Below are 15,566 nucleotides of genomic sequence, written 5' to 3'. Positions count from 1 at the left end.
AGGTCAGAGGCGGTTTCACTGGCTTTTCCCGCCACCGTTGCCGTTGCCGTCACCGTTGCCGTTGTTGCCCTGCTCGTCGCCGCCGTCGTCGTTGCCCGAGCCGTTCCCGTGGGATTGGCCCTGACCCTTGTTCCGGCCGTTGGCCTTTCCGTTGCCGTTGCCGTTCCCCTGATCGCCGCCGGAAGCGGCGGAGGCGGTCAGCACGTCGTCGCAGTACGTGCCGATGTGTGAGGAGCCGCCCGCCGCCTCCTCGAGGAGGTGCTCGCGGGTGGAGTTCAGGTGCTTGCCGTCCCGCCACGCGCGGCAGGCCGCGGTGATCTGCTTCCCGCTCCGACCGGTGGTACGGGCCGCCCCGTCACCAGAGTCCGAGCGGGGCTTCCCCGGCGCACCCGGAGCTCCGGCGTCGTCCTCGCCGCCGCCGGTCGCGTCCACCTCGCCCCCGGCCGTTCCGGCCACGCTCTCCGGATGCTCGCCCCCGGGCGTGGCGCCGCCCGGGGCGCCGGCCGTCGACGACGAGGGCGACAGCAGGGGCTGTTCCGGATGGGTGCCGGTGGCCGTGGCGGAGGCGGCCGGATCGGAACCGGGGCCGCCTGACGGGCCCGTCAGGGCTCCGGTCGCGGCCAGGGCGGCGGCGCCGCCGACCATCCCGGCGACCAGAGCGGCGGCCAGTCCGAGGCGCAGGGGGCGCAGCCGCCGGGGTCCGTCCGCGGTTCCGGAACGATCACCGCGGTGGGCGCCGATATGGATCAGCCCCACGTCGGAGGAACGGGTTCCGCTCAGTCGGCCGGAGTCCGGGGCCGCTTCGGTCCGCCCCTGTCGTTCCTCGCGCAGCTTGCGGAAGGCGGCAAGCGCCGCGGCCTCACCGGGCAGTCCGTCATCGGCGGACGGGGGTGGCGGGGAGAGCGCACGGAGGGTCGCGGCGAGCTGTCGGGCCTGGTCACGGGCGGCGGGGTCGGCAGGTTCAGGAGGCTCTCCGCTCAGTAAACGCTCCGCGGTCCCGCGGTTCAGCCACCTGTACTGCTCGTCGGCCATCACATGTCCTTCTGCGTCCGCGCTCGCATCTGCGTCACACTCGCGGACGTCACCGTACGACGGCGTGGTGCCCTCTGGGGAGGAAGGGCGTCGAGCCCGCCGACGGATTCCGGATGCGCTTCCGGATCGCCGCCGAGCAGTTCCGCCAGCCGTTTCAGGCCCCGGTGCGCGGCGGTCCGTACGGCGCCCGGTCTTTTGCCCAGCGTCTCGGCGGCGGACTTGGCGTCGAGGCCCACCACCACGCGCAGGACGACGGCCTCGGCCTGGTCCTGCGGGAGCCGGGAGATGAGGGAGAACGCGTCGTCGGTGGCCAGCGCCTCGATCGCCTCGCCGGCGGTGTCGGACTCGGCGGCCCGCCCGGTGAGCTCGGTCTCGTCGCCGCCGATCGCGGGGCGGCGGCCGCGCATCCGTATGTGGTCCAGCGCGCGGTTGCGGGCTATGCGGGCGGCCCAGCCACGGAACCGGTCCGCGTCACCGGTGAAGCGCTCCAGGTCACGGGCGATCTGCAGCCAGGCCTCGGACGTCACGTCCTCGGCGTCGGGCTCGCCCACGAGTGTCCGTACGTATCCCAGCAGCCGCGGGTGCACGGCGCGGTACACGGTCCGGAACGCGGTCTCGTCCCCGTCCTGTGCCGCACGCACCGCGGTGGTCAGCTCCGCGTCGTCCCCCAGCACCCGCGCGCGCCCTTCTGCGCCTCAGCCGGCACCGCTCTCGCGGACCGGGTTTCTCGCCGTCGTGGTTGCTCAATCGGTGGTTGCGGTCTCTAGGCCACCGTGGTCCTTGTGGTCGTTTGTCCTCGGCGGCCTGGCGCGAAAGGCACGTTACGGCCTGAATCCTCTCGCCGTCCATGTCCGTCCAAGATGCAACTAACCCGTGACACTGGAGGGTGTGACAGAAAACGCATGCGTGGCGCTGTAGGAAGTACGGGTCGCCGCGCGGCCCGTGCCGCGCGACGGCCGGGGCCTCTCCTGTGGGGGGTGGCGGCCCCGGTCGTTGCCTCGGCGTTCGCGGCGGACGTCCGCGTGCGGAAACGCGGAACCCCGGAAACCCGGAAACGCCGAGTGCACCGTTTCCGCGGGCCACCGGGGGTCGCGAGGATCACGAGGGCCGTAACCCGTGCGCTACCGGTTACCGGAATCCGGGTTCCCGGACTTCTCGGCGCCGTCGCCCGCCCTGCCATTCGACCCGTTGCCCGCGTTGTCGGGATCACCCGCGTTGCCGGGGCTGCCCGTGTTGCCCTGACCGACGTCCGGGCCGCTGTCCGGGACGCGCGTGGCGTTGTCGTCGGCGTTGCCCGAGGAGTCGTTTCCGGCCCGGCCGGCCGAACCGTTGCCGTCGTTCTCCGGCGTCCGGGTGCTGCCGGGCGCCGTCCCGGCCGCCTGCAGCCGCTCGGCGCAGTAGGCGGCGACGTTCGCCGCGCCGCCCGCCGCCTCCGTGAGCCGCTTCCAAGCCGTCGAGTCCAGCGCCTTCCCGCGCCCCTGGACCCGCTCGTACGCACGGCAGTGGGCCTCGGTGTCCTTGGCGGTGCCGGAGCGGTCCGGCTTCCCGGGGGCCGATTCCGGCGGCCCGGTGGGAACGCCCGCGGCCGGACCGGTGGTGCCGGGCGACGGGGTCTCGGTGCGTCCCACGTCCTCCCGCGGACGGTCCGGGGACGAGTCCGTCACGCCGATGCCGGCGACCGCGACCCCGCTCAGGGTGAGCCCGGCCACCAGGGCGGTGAGGGTGGCCTTCAGCGAGTGGCCGCCGAGCCGCCGCCGCGGCCGCCAGTCGTCCCGGCGGCGGGTGCGCGCGGCGCCCCGCGCCCCCGATTCCCGGGCGGCCAGGAACGCGGCGACGGCCCGCTGCTCGGCCCCGGCGTCCACGCCCTCGCGGATCAGGGCGGCGGCGAGCAGCGCCTCCAGACCGGCGGCGTCGGCGACCCGGCCGGGCGGCGCGCCCTCAGGGTGCACACGCCGACGGCCGCCCGGCCCGCCGTCGTTCTGCCGTTCACCCATGTCCGTTTCCCGTTCCTGCTCGTTCCACTTGGTACCCGCGGCCCGCGAGGTCCCGTGCGCGGCCGGTGCCGCCCGGACCGACGGATACGTTCCGCATGTCCGGCCTGTTCAGCCGCGGGTCCGGGCCGGCCGTCGCCGCGCCGCCGGGTTCACGTCCACCGTCCCGGCGCATACGCTCATGTCGACTCACCCAGCGTCCGCGACGCCTCATCCGTCACACCGTCGACGCCGAGCTGCTTCGCCAGACGCTTCAGACCGCGGTACGCGGCCGTCCGTACGGCGCCCGGCCGCTTGCCGAGGACTCGGGCGGCGGCGGGGCCGTCGAGGCCGACGACCACGCGCAGCAGCACGGCCTCGGCCTGGTCCCGCGGCAGCCCGCCGACCAGTTCGAGGGCGTACGCGGTGGACAGCGACTCCATGGCCTGCTCGTGGGTGCTCTGCGGGCCGGGCAGGTCCAGCACGTCCTGTTCCAGCGTCGAGGCCCGGGGACGTACCCGCTGCCGGCGCAGATGGTCCAGCGCGCGGTGCCGGGCGATGGTCGCCGTCCAGCCACGGAACCCGGCGCCGTCGCCCTTGAACCGCCCGAGGTCGCGGGCGATCTCGAGCCAGGCGTCCGACATCACGTCCTCGGCGTCCTCGCCGACCAGGCCGCGCACATAGGCGAGCAGTCCGGGCTGCACCAGCCGGTAGGCCACGGCGAAGGCGGCCTCGTCCCCTTTCTGGGCCCGCGCGACGGCCGCGCCCAGCTCCCCGTCGTACGCCTGTGCGCGGCGGGATTCCCCTCCGTGGCCCAAGAACCGTCCTCGTCCGTACCGAGCGCGTAGCGCACCGCTATCGCTTGGCGTGGGCACGTCCGGCAACGCCCACACCCCCACGGTCATCAGCGTCCGGCGCCACGAAAGTGTCACAGCTCGTCAGACGCCCCGTACGCCGCACCCGGACCGGCGGTCAGGCGGCGGGCCGCCGGGCCCGCCCGTGCAGCACCAGCCAGAAGGTCCGCAGCGATTCCCGCGGGCCGCCCGAATCGAACCGGTTGTGCACCTTGCCGACCGGGTTCCAGATCCGGCCGTCCGGCATCCGGATCCCGACCGGCTGGCCGAAGTAGGCGCGCTGGCCCTCGTCGAGGTCCACCCATGTGCCGCCCGCCCGGCGGACGAGCACCTCGCCGACGTAGGCGCCCAGCCCCAGCAGCGCGTCGCGCACCCGCTCGCGGTCCGCTCCGCCCTTGCGCAGCCCGTCGACCAGTGCGTCGACCAGGCGCAGGCTGGCCACGGAGTAGTCCAGCGGGAGCCGGTTGCGGGCGGTCGCCCGGGCCACGAAGGCCGCCGCGTACGGCCGCATCTGCCCGGCCTCCGGCACCCGCTCGTCCGCATCCACTGGGACACCGCCCCTCAACTCGCGCCCCGGGCAACCCGTTCGGGACCCCGGCAGATCAAGCGGACGCCGTGCCGTGATCATCACGGGCCGTGGACGTGGCGATCGCCACACCGCCACCTCATGGGACGCATACAACCTTTCGCCGTCCCGTGCGTCCGTGAGGGCGGATCGGGGATTCGCGGGCCCGGTGACGCCACGTGTGACGTTTGGCCTCTGCTTCGCGCTGGATGAGTGCCACCTGTGGGACAGGTGGTGTCCGTGTTCCTTTCCTAGGGGTGGGGTAGTTGAGTCCTCGCAGGACCCATGCGTACAAGCCGCTCAGCCTGAAACGGCGGGCCTGGCTGACCATCGGTGCCGTCGTGCTCAGTGGCGCGGGTGTCGTCACGTACGCGGTGGCCGGTCCCTCGACCGCGCCGGCCGCCGGGACGAAGGCCCGCAAGCCGAGCATTCACACGCTGAAGCTGGACAACCGGGGCGCGGGCCGCCGGGGTCTCGACCGGCAGACCACGGAGCGCTTCAGCGCGGTGCTGGTCACCTGGGACGACCCGGAGGCGGACGCCAAGGGCACGCCCCAGGTGCGCACCCGTGACCTGGAGACCGGCAAGTGGTCCGGCTGGCAGAAGCTGGAGGACGAGCCGAGCCAGGCCGACGGCGCGGAAGGCGAGCGGGCGGCGGCCCGCGGCGGTACGGCCTCGGTGTGGACCGACGACTCCGACGGCGTCGAGGTCCGCGTGGTGAACGCCGACGGCACCCAGGTCGGCGGCCAGCCCGCCGGCATGGACGTCAAGCTGCTCGACCCGGGCACGGACCCCAAGGGCGCGCCGACCGTCGCGAACATGGAGCCGGCCGCGTTCACCGAGGAGACCACGGCGCCGGCCACCCCCGAGCCGACGGAGACGGCCGGGACGCCGTCGGAGCCGGCCGTCACCGAGACGGCCACGGAGACAGCCACCGGGACCCCGACCGCCGAGCCGACCGGCACCCCGTCGGAGACGGCCACGGACACCGCGTCCCCGACCGCCTCCCCCGAGCCGACGCCCACCGTCCCCGAGCCCCGCCCGTCGACGGTGGTGAAGCCGCCGGTCATCACGCAGGCCGAGTGGGGCGCCTCCACGGACTACGACGGCACGCCGAGCTACGGCGCCGAGATCAAGGCCGCCGTCATCCACCACACCGGCGTCGACAGCGACAACGGCGTGTCCTGCGCCGACTCCCGGGCCCGGATGCGCTCCATCCAGCAGGAGCACTTCGCGCGCGGCTACTTCGACATCGGCTACAACTTCGTCGTCGACCGCTGCGGCCAGATCTTCGAGGGCCGCAGCGGCGGCATGGACCTGCCCGTGGTCGGCGCGCACGACGTCGGCTTCAACACCGACACGCTCGGCATCTCGTACCTCGGCAACTTCGAGAGCGCCCACCCGAGCCGCGCGGCACTGGACTCGATCGCACGGGTCGTCGCCTGGAAGTTCGGCATGTACGGCATCGACCCGACCGGCAAGGTCACGCTGACCTCCGGCACGGAGGCCGGGGTCACCGGCAACAAGATCGACAAGGGTGAGTCGGTCACCCTGCCGCGGGTCTTCGGCCACCGGGACACCAACTACACGGCCTGCCCCGGCGCGAACCTGTACCCGAAGCTGTCCCTCATCGCCGCGCTCGCCAAGACCCCGGGCGTCTCGCACGCCCTGGCCACCTCCGACTACAACCGGGACGGCCTCACCGACCTGGTCGCCGGCACCCCGAAGGGGTCGAGCGGCGGCAGCGTCACGGTGATCCCGGGCGGAGTGAACGGCCCCGTCACCGCCGCGAAGAAGACGCTCACCCAGAGCAGCACCGGCGTCCCCGGATCCAACGAGTCCGGCGACGGCTTCGGCACCTCCACCGCCTGGGGCGACGTCAACGGCGACGGTCACGCGGACCTCGCGATCGGCGTGCCCGGCGAGGACGACACCGACGGCGACACCGACCGCGGCGGCGTCGTGGTGATGTACGGCCCGGCGCTGGACACCGGCTTCTCGTACTCGACCACGGGTGTCACGCAGACCGGCGCGAAGCTCGGCACGGCCGTCGCCGTCGGCGACTTCAACGGCGACGGCAAGGCGGACGTGTTCTCGGCCGGCACCGGCAAGGGCGGCAACTGGAACGCCCGGCACACCGGCGGCGCCACCAAGTACGGCACGCTCACCGGCGCCACGGGCTCCGTCGCCTACCTGGACGCGGCGAGCGGTGACTTCAACCGGGACGGCTACGCGGACATCGCCCTCAACTACCGCGACACCGGCGGCATCGGCCGGGTCGTCCGCTTCGCGGGCTCGGCGTCCGGCCTGACCAAGGTCGGCGTGATCTCCGTCAAGGGCGGCCGCTCCGTCGCCGCCGGCGACTTCAACGGCAACGGCTACGACGACATCGTCATCGGCCAGCCGTACACCTCCGAGTCGGGCGCCGCGTCCGGCGGGCAGATCACCATGGTGCTGGGGACGTCCTCCGGGTTCACCACCACCGGCATGAGGACGATCCACCAGAACACCACCGGCGTACCGGGCGGCGGCGAGGCCGGGGACGCGCTGGGCAGTTCGGTGTCGGCCGGCGACTTCAACCGGGACGGCTACGCGGACGTCCTGGCCGGCGCTCCCGGCGAGGACCTCACCCGCAGCGACGCCAACCGCAAGGACGCGGGCCAGGCGATCCTGTTCCGCGGTTCCTCCTCCGGGCTCACCGGGTCCGGCGCGCTGGGCGTCTCGCAGGACACCTCGGGCATCCCCGGCTCCACGGAGTCCGGTGACCGGTTCGGCTCCGCGGTGACCCTGGCGGACCTGTCCGGCTACGGCCGCGCGGACCTGACGGTCGGCGCGGAGGGCGAGGACACGTCGGACGGCGTGATCCTCTACCTGCCGAGCAACAGCTCGGGCCTCGGCTACGGCGACTCGTACGTCTTCGGCAAGGGCACCCTCGGTCTGGCCGCGGACCTGCAGCTGGGCCGGACCCTGGCCCCGTAGCACCGCACCACCGCACGACGACGACGGCCGGGGTCCCGCACGGGACCCCGGCCGTCCGGTGTCCGGCCCGGACACCGCGCCGTGGCGGCGGAGAACGTCACACCCCCGCGGACGCGGAACTACGCGCCCGCTCCCCCGTCCGAGGCGTCCCGGCACAGCAGGCGGAGGGAGCCGTCGCCGGTGTAGCAGCGGCGGGCCTCGTCGATCGGGTCCCAGATGCGGCCGTCGGGGGTGCGCAGCCAGTGGTCGCCGCCGGAGGCCCACCACTCGCCGCCGGTCTGACGGGCCATCACCTCACCGGCGTACGCGCCGAATCCGCGCAGCACCAGTTCCACGGCGGCGAACGGGGCCGCCTCCTGGCGTATGTCCTCGATCATCCGGTCGACGCTCCACAGACTGCGCGCCGAGTAGTCGAGGCGCAGCCGTGCCCCTTCGCGCATCGCCGCCACCGCGTCCGCGGCCCACCGGGCCGGCTTCGTCGCGGCGGAGGGCCTGGTCTCCTGGTGTGTCGTCACAGTCGTCACACCCTGGTAAGCGCTCCGGTGAAGCGTTTCGTCACCCCGATCCCGGCGGTTCCCGCAACCGACGCAGGACCACCCCGGAAAGGTCACAGGACGTGCGCGGAGGGGCGGCGGGCCTCAGCCGTCCCTGCGGCTGCGGCGCGACATCGCGGCACGGAGCACCCGGCGGCCCTCCGTCGAGACCTCCAGCGCGCCGCGCAGAGCCGTCGGGCCGTGGGCGGCGAGGAGTTCGAGGACCGTGGTCTGACGGCGCAGCTCCGCCGCGAGCAGCGGTGACAGGCCGTCGGTACGGCCGTCGCCGCGGGCGCGGTCGAGTCCGGAGTCGTCGGCGGCGCCGTCCAGCAGCCGGTGGATCCGCAGGGCGGCGACGGAGCAGCCGTCGGCCCACTCCCGCAGCGCGGCGGCGGACCGTTCGGCGGGAGCGGCGGCGAGCATCCGGCGGGCGAGCGTCACGGTCTCGTCCTCGCCGGAGGTCTCCGCGGCGTCGAGCTTGCCCCGCGTCTGCTCCAGCCGCTCCGCCCAGTCGCCGGCGGCCGCGTCCTCCGCGAGGCTCGCCCACAGCGGGCGCAGCGCCTCGTCGTCGCCGAGCAACGGCACGCACCGATCCAAACAAGCCAACCCGCTGACGGCCAGCCCGCGCTCGTCGGCCTGCGCGATCAGTTCCACCAGGCTCATCCACGCCTCCTCAAGGAGTGCTCGCGGGCCCCGGGTGAGGCCCTCGCGCGCCCCGTCCCTCACGGAGCCCGCATCCTCCCTTACTGCGTGCGACAGGCCCGGAGTGTCACAGGGGCACCACGCCGAGCCGGTCGAGCAGCCGGAAGAAGAGGTTTTCGGCCATCGGGTCGGGGTCGGCGGTCAGCACCTCGGCCAGTTCCCCGGCGGACGCGGTGTGCCCCGCCTCCTCGGCCCAGAAGACGGCCCGTTCGGCGGCGTCGGAGGGCTCCAGGAAGTAGTCCTCCAGCGTGAGCCCCTCCTGCTGCCCGACGAGGCGGGCGGCCATGTTGGCCCGGGCCAGGCAGGTCGTCCACGCCCCGCTCTCCGGTGACGCGGCCTCCACCACCACGCAGTCGCTGTCCATCACGTATCCGAACAGCGCGGGCGCCCCGGTCTCCCGGGCCAGGTCGTTCATGTTCCCCATGTCGCCCCGGCCGCCCGGGTACTCCCACACCTGCCAGCCGTCCGGAGCCGAGGTGTGCAGGGTCATCTCCCCTGCCACGCCGGCCAGCGTGTCCAGCCCGGCCAGCGGCCGCTCCCCGCGGCCCACGACGAAATACCCCCAGTAGCCCATGTGCTGGTGTTCCCCCGGTGTGTCGGTGTGTCGGCCCGCTCAGAACACCACCACAGCCGTGCGGGGGTGCGCAGCCGTATCGGGCAATCCCCACCCCGACGGGGACCTCGCGCGGGTTCAGTCCACCTTGTCCGCCAGGGCCCGGAACTGCTCCCAGGACAGCTCCGGCCGGTCCGGGTCCCACAGCTTCTGGACGGTGGCCGCGAGCGGCAGCCGGATCCCTGCCGCGACCTGGTCCTGGGTCTGGGCCCGGGGGATGTCGCCCCAGACGGCGAAGGACCCGCCGAGGATCTGGGCGTCGTACCGCTCCGGGACGGGGGTGGTGCCGCGCAGCACCAGCGGCGTCCACTGCTCGTAGATCCGCTCGCCGGTCGGGTAGACGAAGGTCAGGGGCTCGCCGAGGACGTAGTAGAGGAACTCGTCGTTGTAGTTGATGACCTTGCGGCCCTCGCTCAGGTACTCGACGGGCGGCCGGGCGCCGATCTCCTTGCCGGTCCAGTACGCGACCTGGATGTCCTTGGCGGCGGGCACCGAACCGCCCCGGAAGAAGCCGTCGTTCCAGGCGCGGGGCGTGCGGTCGTGGGCGCGGACGGTGGCGGCCCGGTCGTTGAGCCAGCCGGTGGTCAGGTCCTCCACGGTCGCGTCGGGACCGTACTTGTCCCGCGCGGCGGCCGCGAGCCCCGGGAAGGACGCCTCGGGGTCGGACACCACCAGCGCCTGGTACTCGTCCGCGCCGAGGTGCCACTGCCCTCCGGGGAACAGGCCGGCGTACTCGTTCAGCAGGTCGTCGACGATCTCGGCGGACCCGGGGTCGGAGATGTCGATGGCGCCGCGCACCGCGCCGCCGCCGGCGTTGCGCAGCTGGAGGTCCGGGTGGGCGGCGATGACCGCGCCCAGGTGTCCGGGCGAGTCGATCTCGGGGACGACGGTGATGTGCCGGCTCTCCGCGAGGTCGACGATCTTCTTCACCTGCGCCTTGGTCAGATGCTGCTCGGACACGATCTCCGGATGCGAGTCGGACGCGATGCGGAAGCCCTGGTCGTCGGAGAAGTGCAGACCGATCTCGTTGTACTTCAGATCGCCGAGCTCGCGGATCCGGTCCTCGATCCAGCCGGCCGTGTAGAACTTGCGCGCCGTGTCCAGCATCAGTCCGCGCCGCTGCTTGGCCGGCTCGTCGCGCACCACACCCTCGGGGGCGGTGCCGGCCCCCTTGATCTCCTGCTTGAGCGTGCGGGTGCCGTAGAACACGCCCGCCTCCGCGGGGGCGGTCACGGTCACCCGGCCGCCCCGCACGGTCATGGTGTACGACTCCGGGTTCGCGCCCGAGCCCCGGTTCAGCTCCAGCCGCAGGTCGCCGTCCCGCTGGTCGCCCTTCTCGCCGGCGTACGCCAGCCCCAGCTCTCCGGCTATCAGGCGGCCCTCGTCGGCCAGCGCGGGGTCGGTGACGACCACCCGGTGGTCCTTCGCGGGACGCCACCCCGGTCCGCGCTCCGCGGTGTGGTCGCGCACGGACGGTATGGTGCGCGGCGCCTTCGACAGCGGGTAGGTGCGGCTGGGACTCGGGCTCGGGCTCTTCCCCGGCGCCGCGCCCTCCTCGTCCCGGCCTCCGGGTGTCTGGCCGGCGGACGCCGCCGTCGAGCCCGCGGGCGAGCCGTCGTCGTCGGAAGACGCCCAGAGGCCCAGGCTGACGCCGGACGCGGCCACCAGCACGCCCGCGGCGACGGCCGCGATCAGCACCCGTCGCCGTCTCACCGCCTCGGCCGCCGTGCGACGCCGGTGCTGCCCCTGCTGCCCGTGCTGCCTGTGCTGACTCACACAGCCCAACGTACGACCCGTACGAGTGAGAGGCGTCGCCGAACCGTTCTCAAACTCTGCCGTCCGGGTGAATTCGGGGTACCGATCGGACACGTCCCGGACTCACTCGATAACGTGACGTCACAACTCTCACAGCATCTACCACCGACATACACGCGACGCCCACGAGGACCCACGCTGCCTGCGCACCGTCTCCCTGACCTCCCCGGCCGAGTCGCCATACCCGGACAGTCCCGCGGCGCGCCCGGCATTCCGTCCGCACTGGAGCGGTTCAACACCGCTCCCCCCGAGGACGCCGAGCACGCCCTCCTGGGCTGTCTGCGCAGCCTGCGCTGGGCCCTGCGCCTCTCCGGCCACCGCCCCTACCCCGACCTGCCGTCCCTTCTGGCGGCCTCCGACGAGGCGGCGTACGACCTCTCTCCGAGGGAGATGACGGAGGCGCTGGCGGCGGAGTCCCTCCCCGCCCTCCCGGAGGACACCTACTCGGCCGCCCACACGGCCCTGAGCGCGGCCCACGCGGCCTACGAGGCCAAATTCGGACACGTGTTCGTCATCTGTCTGGCCGGGGTTCCCGAGGACGAGGCCCTGGGCCGGGTCCTGGAGGACATCCGGTCACGATTGGCGAACGATCCCGAGGACGAACGGGTCGTGGCCGCCGACCAGCTCCGCCATCTGGCCAGGGAGCGGCTGCTCGACGCCCTCGGGGCGCGGGACCGCGACGACGTGCGGCTCCACCTCGCGGGCGCGGCCGGTCCCGGCGCCGCCGCGGTGGGCACAGACCCGGACACCTCGCCCCAGATGCCGCCGCGATAGCCCGTAAGCGTGCCAGTTTGATCACACCGGCAGGCCCCCTGTGAGCGCCGCGGGCAACCGTCGCTAACATGCTGGGGGCCGGTGGACCGTACCCGGCCGGGCCCGACCGACAAGGAAAGCCGGCGCGGCCCCGATCCCCGCTCCCGGAGGAAATTTCCGTGCCGGCTGGAACGCTGTACCGCGGCCGGGAAGGAATGTGGTCCTGGGTGGCTCATCGAGTCACCGGCGTCCTCATCTTCTTCTTCCTGTTCGTTCACGTGCTGGACACCGCCCTCGTGCGGGTGTCCCCCGAGGCCTACGACAACGTCGTGGCCACGTACAAGACGCCGATCGTCGCGCTGCTGGAGTACGGCCTCGTCGCCGCCATCCTGTTCCACGCGCTCAACGGCCTGCGTGTCATCGCCGTCGACTTCTGGGTCAAGGGCGCCCGCTACCAGAAGCAGATGCTCTGGACCGTCGTCGCCCTGTGGTTCGTGCTGATGCTCGGGGCGATCTACCCCGTCCTCGGCCACGCCGCTCGTGAACTGTTCGGGAGCTGACGCCAATGTCCACGACTGAAACCTCCGCCTCGGGCATCGGCCCCGTCGAGGGCGCCTCCCTCTACTCCGTCGACAACCCGGCGCCGGTCATCGAGCCCCCGCGCGCGCGGACGAAGAAGACCCCGAAGTCCACCCGGGGCAACTTCGAGATGGCCGCCTGGCTGTTCATGCGCCTGTCCGGTGTCGTGCTGGTCGTGCTGGTCATCGGCCACCTGCTGATCCAGCTCGTCCTCGACGGCGGCGTCTCCAAGATCGGCTTCGCCTTCGTGGCCGGCCGCTGGGCCTCGCCGTTCTGGCAGGTCTGGGACCTGCTGATGCTGTGGCTCGCGATGCTGCACGGCTCCAACGGCCTGCGTACGGTCATCAACGACTACGCGGAGCGGCCGAACACCCGGCTGTGGCTCAAGGGCCTGCTCTACACCGCCACGGTGTTCACCATCCTGCTGGGCACGCTGGTGATCTTCACCTTCGACCCGAACATCCGCTAGGCACGGGGCTGCGAGAATCATGAAGATCCACAAGTACGACACCGTCATCGTCGGCGCCGGTGGCGCGGGCATGCGCGCGGCCATCGAGTCGACGAAGCGCAGCCGCACCGCCGTCCTGACCAAGCTCTACCCCACCCGCTCCCACACGGGCGCCGCACAGGGCGGCATGGCCGCCGCGCTGGCCAACGTGGAGGAGGACAACTGGGAGTGGCACACCTTCGACACGGTCAAGGGCGGTGACTACCTGGTCGACCAGGACGCCGCCGAGATCCTGGCGAAGGAGGCCATCGACTCGGTCCTCGACCTGGAGAAGATGGGCCTGCCGTTCAACCGGACGCCCGACGGGACGATCGACCAGCGCCGCTTCGGCGGTCACAGCCGCAACCACGGCGAGGCCCCGGTCCGCCGCTCCTGCTACGCGGCCGACCGCACCGGCCACATGATCCTCCAGACGCTGTACCAGAACTGCGTCAAGGAGGGCGTGGAGTTCTTCAACGAGTTCTACGTCCTGGACCAGCTGATCACCGAGGTCGACGGCGTCAAGAGGTCGGCCGGTGTGGTGGCGTACGAGCTGGCCACCGGCGAGATCCACGTCTTCCAGGCGAAGGCCGTGATCTACGCCTCCGGCGGCACCGGCAAGTTCTTCAAGGTGACGTCGAACGCCCACACCCTGACCGGTGACGGCCAGGCCGCCGTGTACCGGCGCGGGCTGCCGCTGGAGGACATGGAGTTCTTCCAGTTCCACCCGACCGGCATCTGGCGCATGGGCATCCTGCTGACGGAGGGCGCCCGCGGTGAGGGCGGCATCCTCCGCAACAAGGACGGCGAGCGCTTCATGGAGAAGTACGCGCCGGTCATGAAGGACCTCGCCTCGCGTGACGTCGTCTCGCGCTCCATCTACACGGAGATCCGCGAGGGCCGCGGCTGCGGTCCCGAGGGCGACCACGTCTACCTGGACCTCACCCACCTCCCGCCGGAGCAGCTGGACGCCAAGCTGCCCGACATCACCGAGTTCGCGCGCACCTACCTCGGCATCGAGCCCTACACGGACCCGATCCCGATCCAGCCCACCGCGCACTACGCGATGGGCGGCATCCCGACCAACGTCGAGGGTGAGGTCCTGGCGGACAACACCACCGTCGTGCCGGGTCTGTACGCGGCCGGCGAGGTCGCCTGCGTGTCCGTGCACGGCGCCAACCGCCTGGGCACCAACTCGCTGCTGGACATCAACGTGTTCGGCAAGCGGGCGGGCATCGCGGCGGCGGAGTACTCGCAGACCGCCGAGTTCGTCGAGCTCCCCGAGAACCCGGAGTCCCTCGTCGTCGGGCAGATCGAGCGGCTGCGCTCCTCCACCGGCAACGAGCGGGTGGCCGAGATCCGCCGCGAGCTGCAGGAGACCATGGACGCCAACGTCATGGTGTTCCGCACCGAGCAGACGATCAAGACGGCGGTCGAGAAGATCGCCGAGCTGCGCGAGCGCTACAAGAACGTCGCCATCCAGGACAAGGGCAAGCGGTTCAACACCGACCTGCTGGAGGCCGTCGAGCTGGGCAACCTGCTCGACCTGGCCGAGGTCATGGCCGTCTCCGCGCTGGCCCGCAAGGAGTCCCGCGGCGGTCACTACCGCGAGGACTACCCGAACCGCGACGACGTCAACTTCATGCGTCACACGATGGCGTACCGCGAGGTCGGCGCCGACGGCACCGAGACCGTCCGTCTGGACTACAAGCCGGTCGTCCAGACCCGCTACCAGCCGATGGAGCGTAAGTACTGATGGCTACCCCTGTTCTGGACAAGGCGGACGCGGCCGGTTCCCCCGAGCCCGGTTTCGCCGACTCCCCCTACATCACCGTCACCATGCGGATCCGCCGGTTCAACCCGGAGGTCTCCGCCGACGCGGTCTGGGAAGACTTCCAGCTGGAGATCGACCCGAAGGAGCGCGTCCTCGACGCGCTGCACAAGATCAAGTGGGATCTGGACGGCACGCTGACCTTCCGCCGTTCCTGCGCCCACGGCATCTGCGGCTCCGACGCCATGCGGATCAACGGCAAGAACCGTCTGGCCTGCAAGACGCTGATCAAGGACATCAACCCCGAGAAGCCGATCACGGTCGAGGCCATCAAGGGCCTGACGGTCCTGAAGGACCTGGTCGTGGACATGGAGCCGTTCTTCCAGGCGTACCGGGACGTGATGCCCTTCCTGATCACGAAGGAGACCAACGAGCCGACGCGTGAGCGGCTGCAGTCCGCCGAGGACCGCGCGCGCTTCGACGACACGACCAAGTGCATCCTGTGCGCCGCGTGCACGTCCTCGTGCCCGGTGTTCTGGAACGACGGGCAGTACTTCGGCCCGGCCGCGATCGTCAACGCGCACCGCTTCATCTTCGACTCGCGCGACGAGGCCGGCGAGCAGCGCCTGGAGATCCTCAACGACCGCGACGGAGTGTGGCGCTGCCGCACGACCTTCAACTGCACGGACGCCTGCCCGCGCGGCATCGAGGTCACGAAGGCGATCGCCGAGGTGAAGCGTGCGCTGATCACGCGCCGCTACTGAGGTACCCCGCCGTAGGTCCAGGAGGGCCCCGTCTCCACCGGAGACGGGGCCCTCCGGCATGAGCCCCACCTCCGGGTGAACGCGGCCGGGACGGCCGTGACGCGGCCCACCCCCAAGCGGGTTGAACATGTTCAAAAGAAGGGTCTAGAG

General features: G+C 72.1%; 15 protein-coding genes. 6 read left to right on the top strand and 9 right to left on the bottom strand.

Going from position 1 to position 15,566, the window contains the following annotated elements:
- Window positions 1-15: 15 nt before the first annotated feature.
- From CNQ36_RS22025 to CNQ36_RS22005, 5 genes are all read right to left on the bottom strand, one after another.
- Entirely contained in the window at window positions 16-1,032 is a 1,017-nt protein-coding gene (locus CNQ36_RS22025) for a hypothetical protein (protein WP_121547246.1), read from the bottom strand.
- Complete coding sequence (locus CNQ36_RS22020; RefSeq protein ID WP_121547245.1) at window positions 1,032-1,706, bottom strand: RNA polymerase sigma factor; 675 nt, start codon at window positions 1,704-1,706, stop codon at window positions 1,032-1,034. The genes CNQ36_RS22025 and CNQ36_RS22020 overlap by 1 nt, the downstream gene beginning before the upstream one ends.
- Window positions 1,707-2,153: 447 nt before the next feature.
- Window positions 2,154-3,026, bottom strand: coding sequence for a hypothetical protein (locus CNQ36_RS22015; RefSeq protein WP_121547244.1), 873 nt, complete (start codon window positions 3,024-3,026; stop codon window positions 2,154-2,156).
- Window positions 3,027-3,202: 176 nt separating this feature from the next.
- Window positions 3,203-3,820 carry an RNA polymerase sigma factor gene (locus CNQ36_RS22010; RefSeq protein ID WP_121547243.1) on the bottom strand — a complete coding sequence of 206 codons (618 nt, stop codon included), beginning with the start codon at window positions 3,818-3,820 and terminating at the stop codon, window positions 3,203-3,205.
- A 154-nt stretch (window positions 3,821-3,974) separates the two neighbouring features.
- On the bottom strand, window positions 3,975-4,367 hold the full coding sequence (locus tag CNQ36_RS22005; protein ID WP_163013430.1) for a hypothetical protein: 393 nt from the start codon (window positions 4,365-4,367) through the stop codon (window positions 3,975-3,977).
- A gap of 320 nt (window positions 4,368-4,687) precedes the next feature.
- On the opposite strand from CNQ36_RS22005, the gene CNQ36_RS22000 reads away from it, so the two are divergent.
- On the top strand, window positions 4,688-7,399 hold the full coding sequence (locus tag CNQ36_RS22000) for an FG-GAP-like repeat-containing protein (RefSeq protein ID WP_228313039.1): 2,712 nt from the start codon (window positions 4,688-4,690) through the stop codon (window positions 7,397-7,399).
- 119 nt (window positions 7,400-7,518) lie between these two features.
- Here the strand turns inward: CNQ36_RS22000 and CNQ36_RS21995 are convergent, their stop codons facing one another.
- The 4 genes from CNQ36_RS21995 to CNQ36_RS21980 form a co-directional block, all read right to left on the bottom strand.
- Complete coding sequence (locus CNQ36_RS21995) at window positions 7,519-7,914, bottom strand: hypothetical protein (protein WP_163013326.1); 396 nt, start codon at window positions 7,912-7,914, stop codon at window positions 7,519-7,521.
- A 123-nt stretch (window positions 7,915-8,037) separates the two neighbouring features.
- Window positions 8,038-8,595, bottom strand: coding sequence for a hypothetical protein (locus CNQ36_RS21990; protein WP_121547239.1), 558 nt, complete (start codon window positions 8,593-8,595; stop codon window positions 8,038-8,040).
- A 106-nt stretch (window positions 8,596-8,701) separates the two neighbouring features.
- A complete protein-coding gene (locus tag CNQ36_RS21985) occupies window positions 8,702-9,208 on the bottom strand; it encodes a hypothetical protein (RefSeq protein ID WP_121547238.1) in 507 nt (168 codons plus the stop codon).
- 117 nt (window positions 9,209-9,325) lie between these two features.
- On the bottom strand, window positions 9,326-10,942 hold the full coding sequence (locus tag CNQ36_RS21980; RefSeq protein ID WP_121548546.1) for a beta-N-acetylhexosaminidase: 1,617 nt from the start codon (window positions 10,940-10,942) through the stop codon (window positions 9,326-9,328).
- A 42-nt stretch (window positions 10,943-10,984) separates the two neighbouring features.
- Here CNQ36_RS21980 and CNQ36_RS21975 point away from each other — a divergent pair, with 42 nt between their 5' ends.
- The 5 genes from CNQ36_RS21975 (at window position 10,985) to CNQ36_RS21955 (ending at window position 15,416) form a co-directional block, all read left to right on the top strand.
- Window positions 10,985-11,836: a 2-oxo-4-hydroxy-4-carboxy-5-ureidoimidazoline decarboxylase gene (locus tag CNQ36_RS21975; protein WP_420857171.1), complete on the top strand. Its 852-nt coding sequence runs from the start codon at window positions 10,985-10,987 to the stop codon at window positions 11,834-11,836.
- Between the two features lie 158 nt (window positions 11,837-11,994).
- Complete coding sequence (gene sdhC, locus CNQ36_RS21970) at window positions 11,995-12,375, top strand: succinate dehydrogenase, cytochrome b556 subunit (protein ID WP_004926741.1); 381 nt, start codon at window positions 11,995-11,997, stop codon at window positions 12,373-12,375.
- Between the two features lie 5 nt (window positions 12,376-12,380).
- Window positions 12,381-12,863 carry a succinate dehydrogenase hydrophobic membrane anchor subunit gene (locus tag CNQ36_RS21965; RefSeq protein WP_004926745.1) on the top strand — a complete coding sequence of 161 codons (483 nt, stop codon included), beginning with the start codon at window positions 12,381-12,383 and terminating at the stop codon, window positions 12,861-12,863.
- A gap of 19 nt (window positions 12,864-12,882) precedes the next feature.
- Window positions 12,883-14,637, top strand: a complete 1,755-nt coding sequence (gene sdhA / locus CNQ36_RS21960; RefSeq protein ID WP_121547237.1) for a succinate dehydrogenase flavoprotein subunit — start codon at window positions 12,883-12,885, stop codon at window positions 14,635-14,637.
- The gene (locus CNQ36_RS21955; protein WP_004926751.1) at window positions 14,637-15,416 is read left to right on the top strand and encodes a succinate dehydrogenase iron-sulfur subunit; all 780 of its coding nucleotides are present in this window, start codon (window positions 14,637-14,639) and stop codon (window positions 15,414-15,416) included. The genes sdhA and CNQ36_RS21955 overlap by 1 nt, the downstream gene beginning before the upstream one ends.
- Window positions 15,417-15,566: the final 150 nt, after the last annotated feature.

This window comes from Streptomyces fungicidicus, assembly GCF_003665435.1.
Lineage (GTDB): Bacteria > Actinomycetota > Actinomycetes > Streptomycetales > Streptomycetaceae > Streptomyces > Streptomyces fungicidicus.
This window is presented reverse-complemented; position numbering and strand designations above follow the sequence as displayed.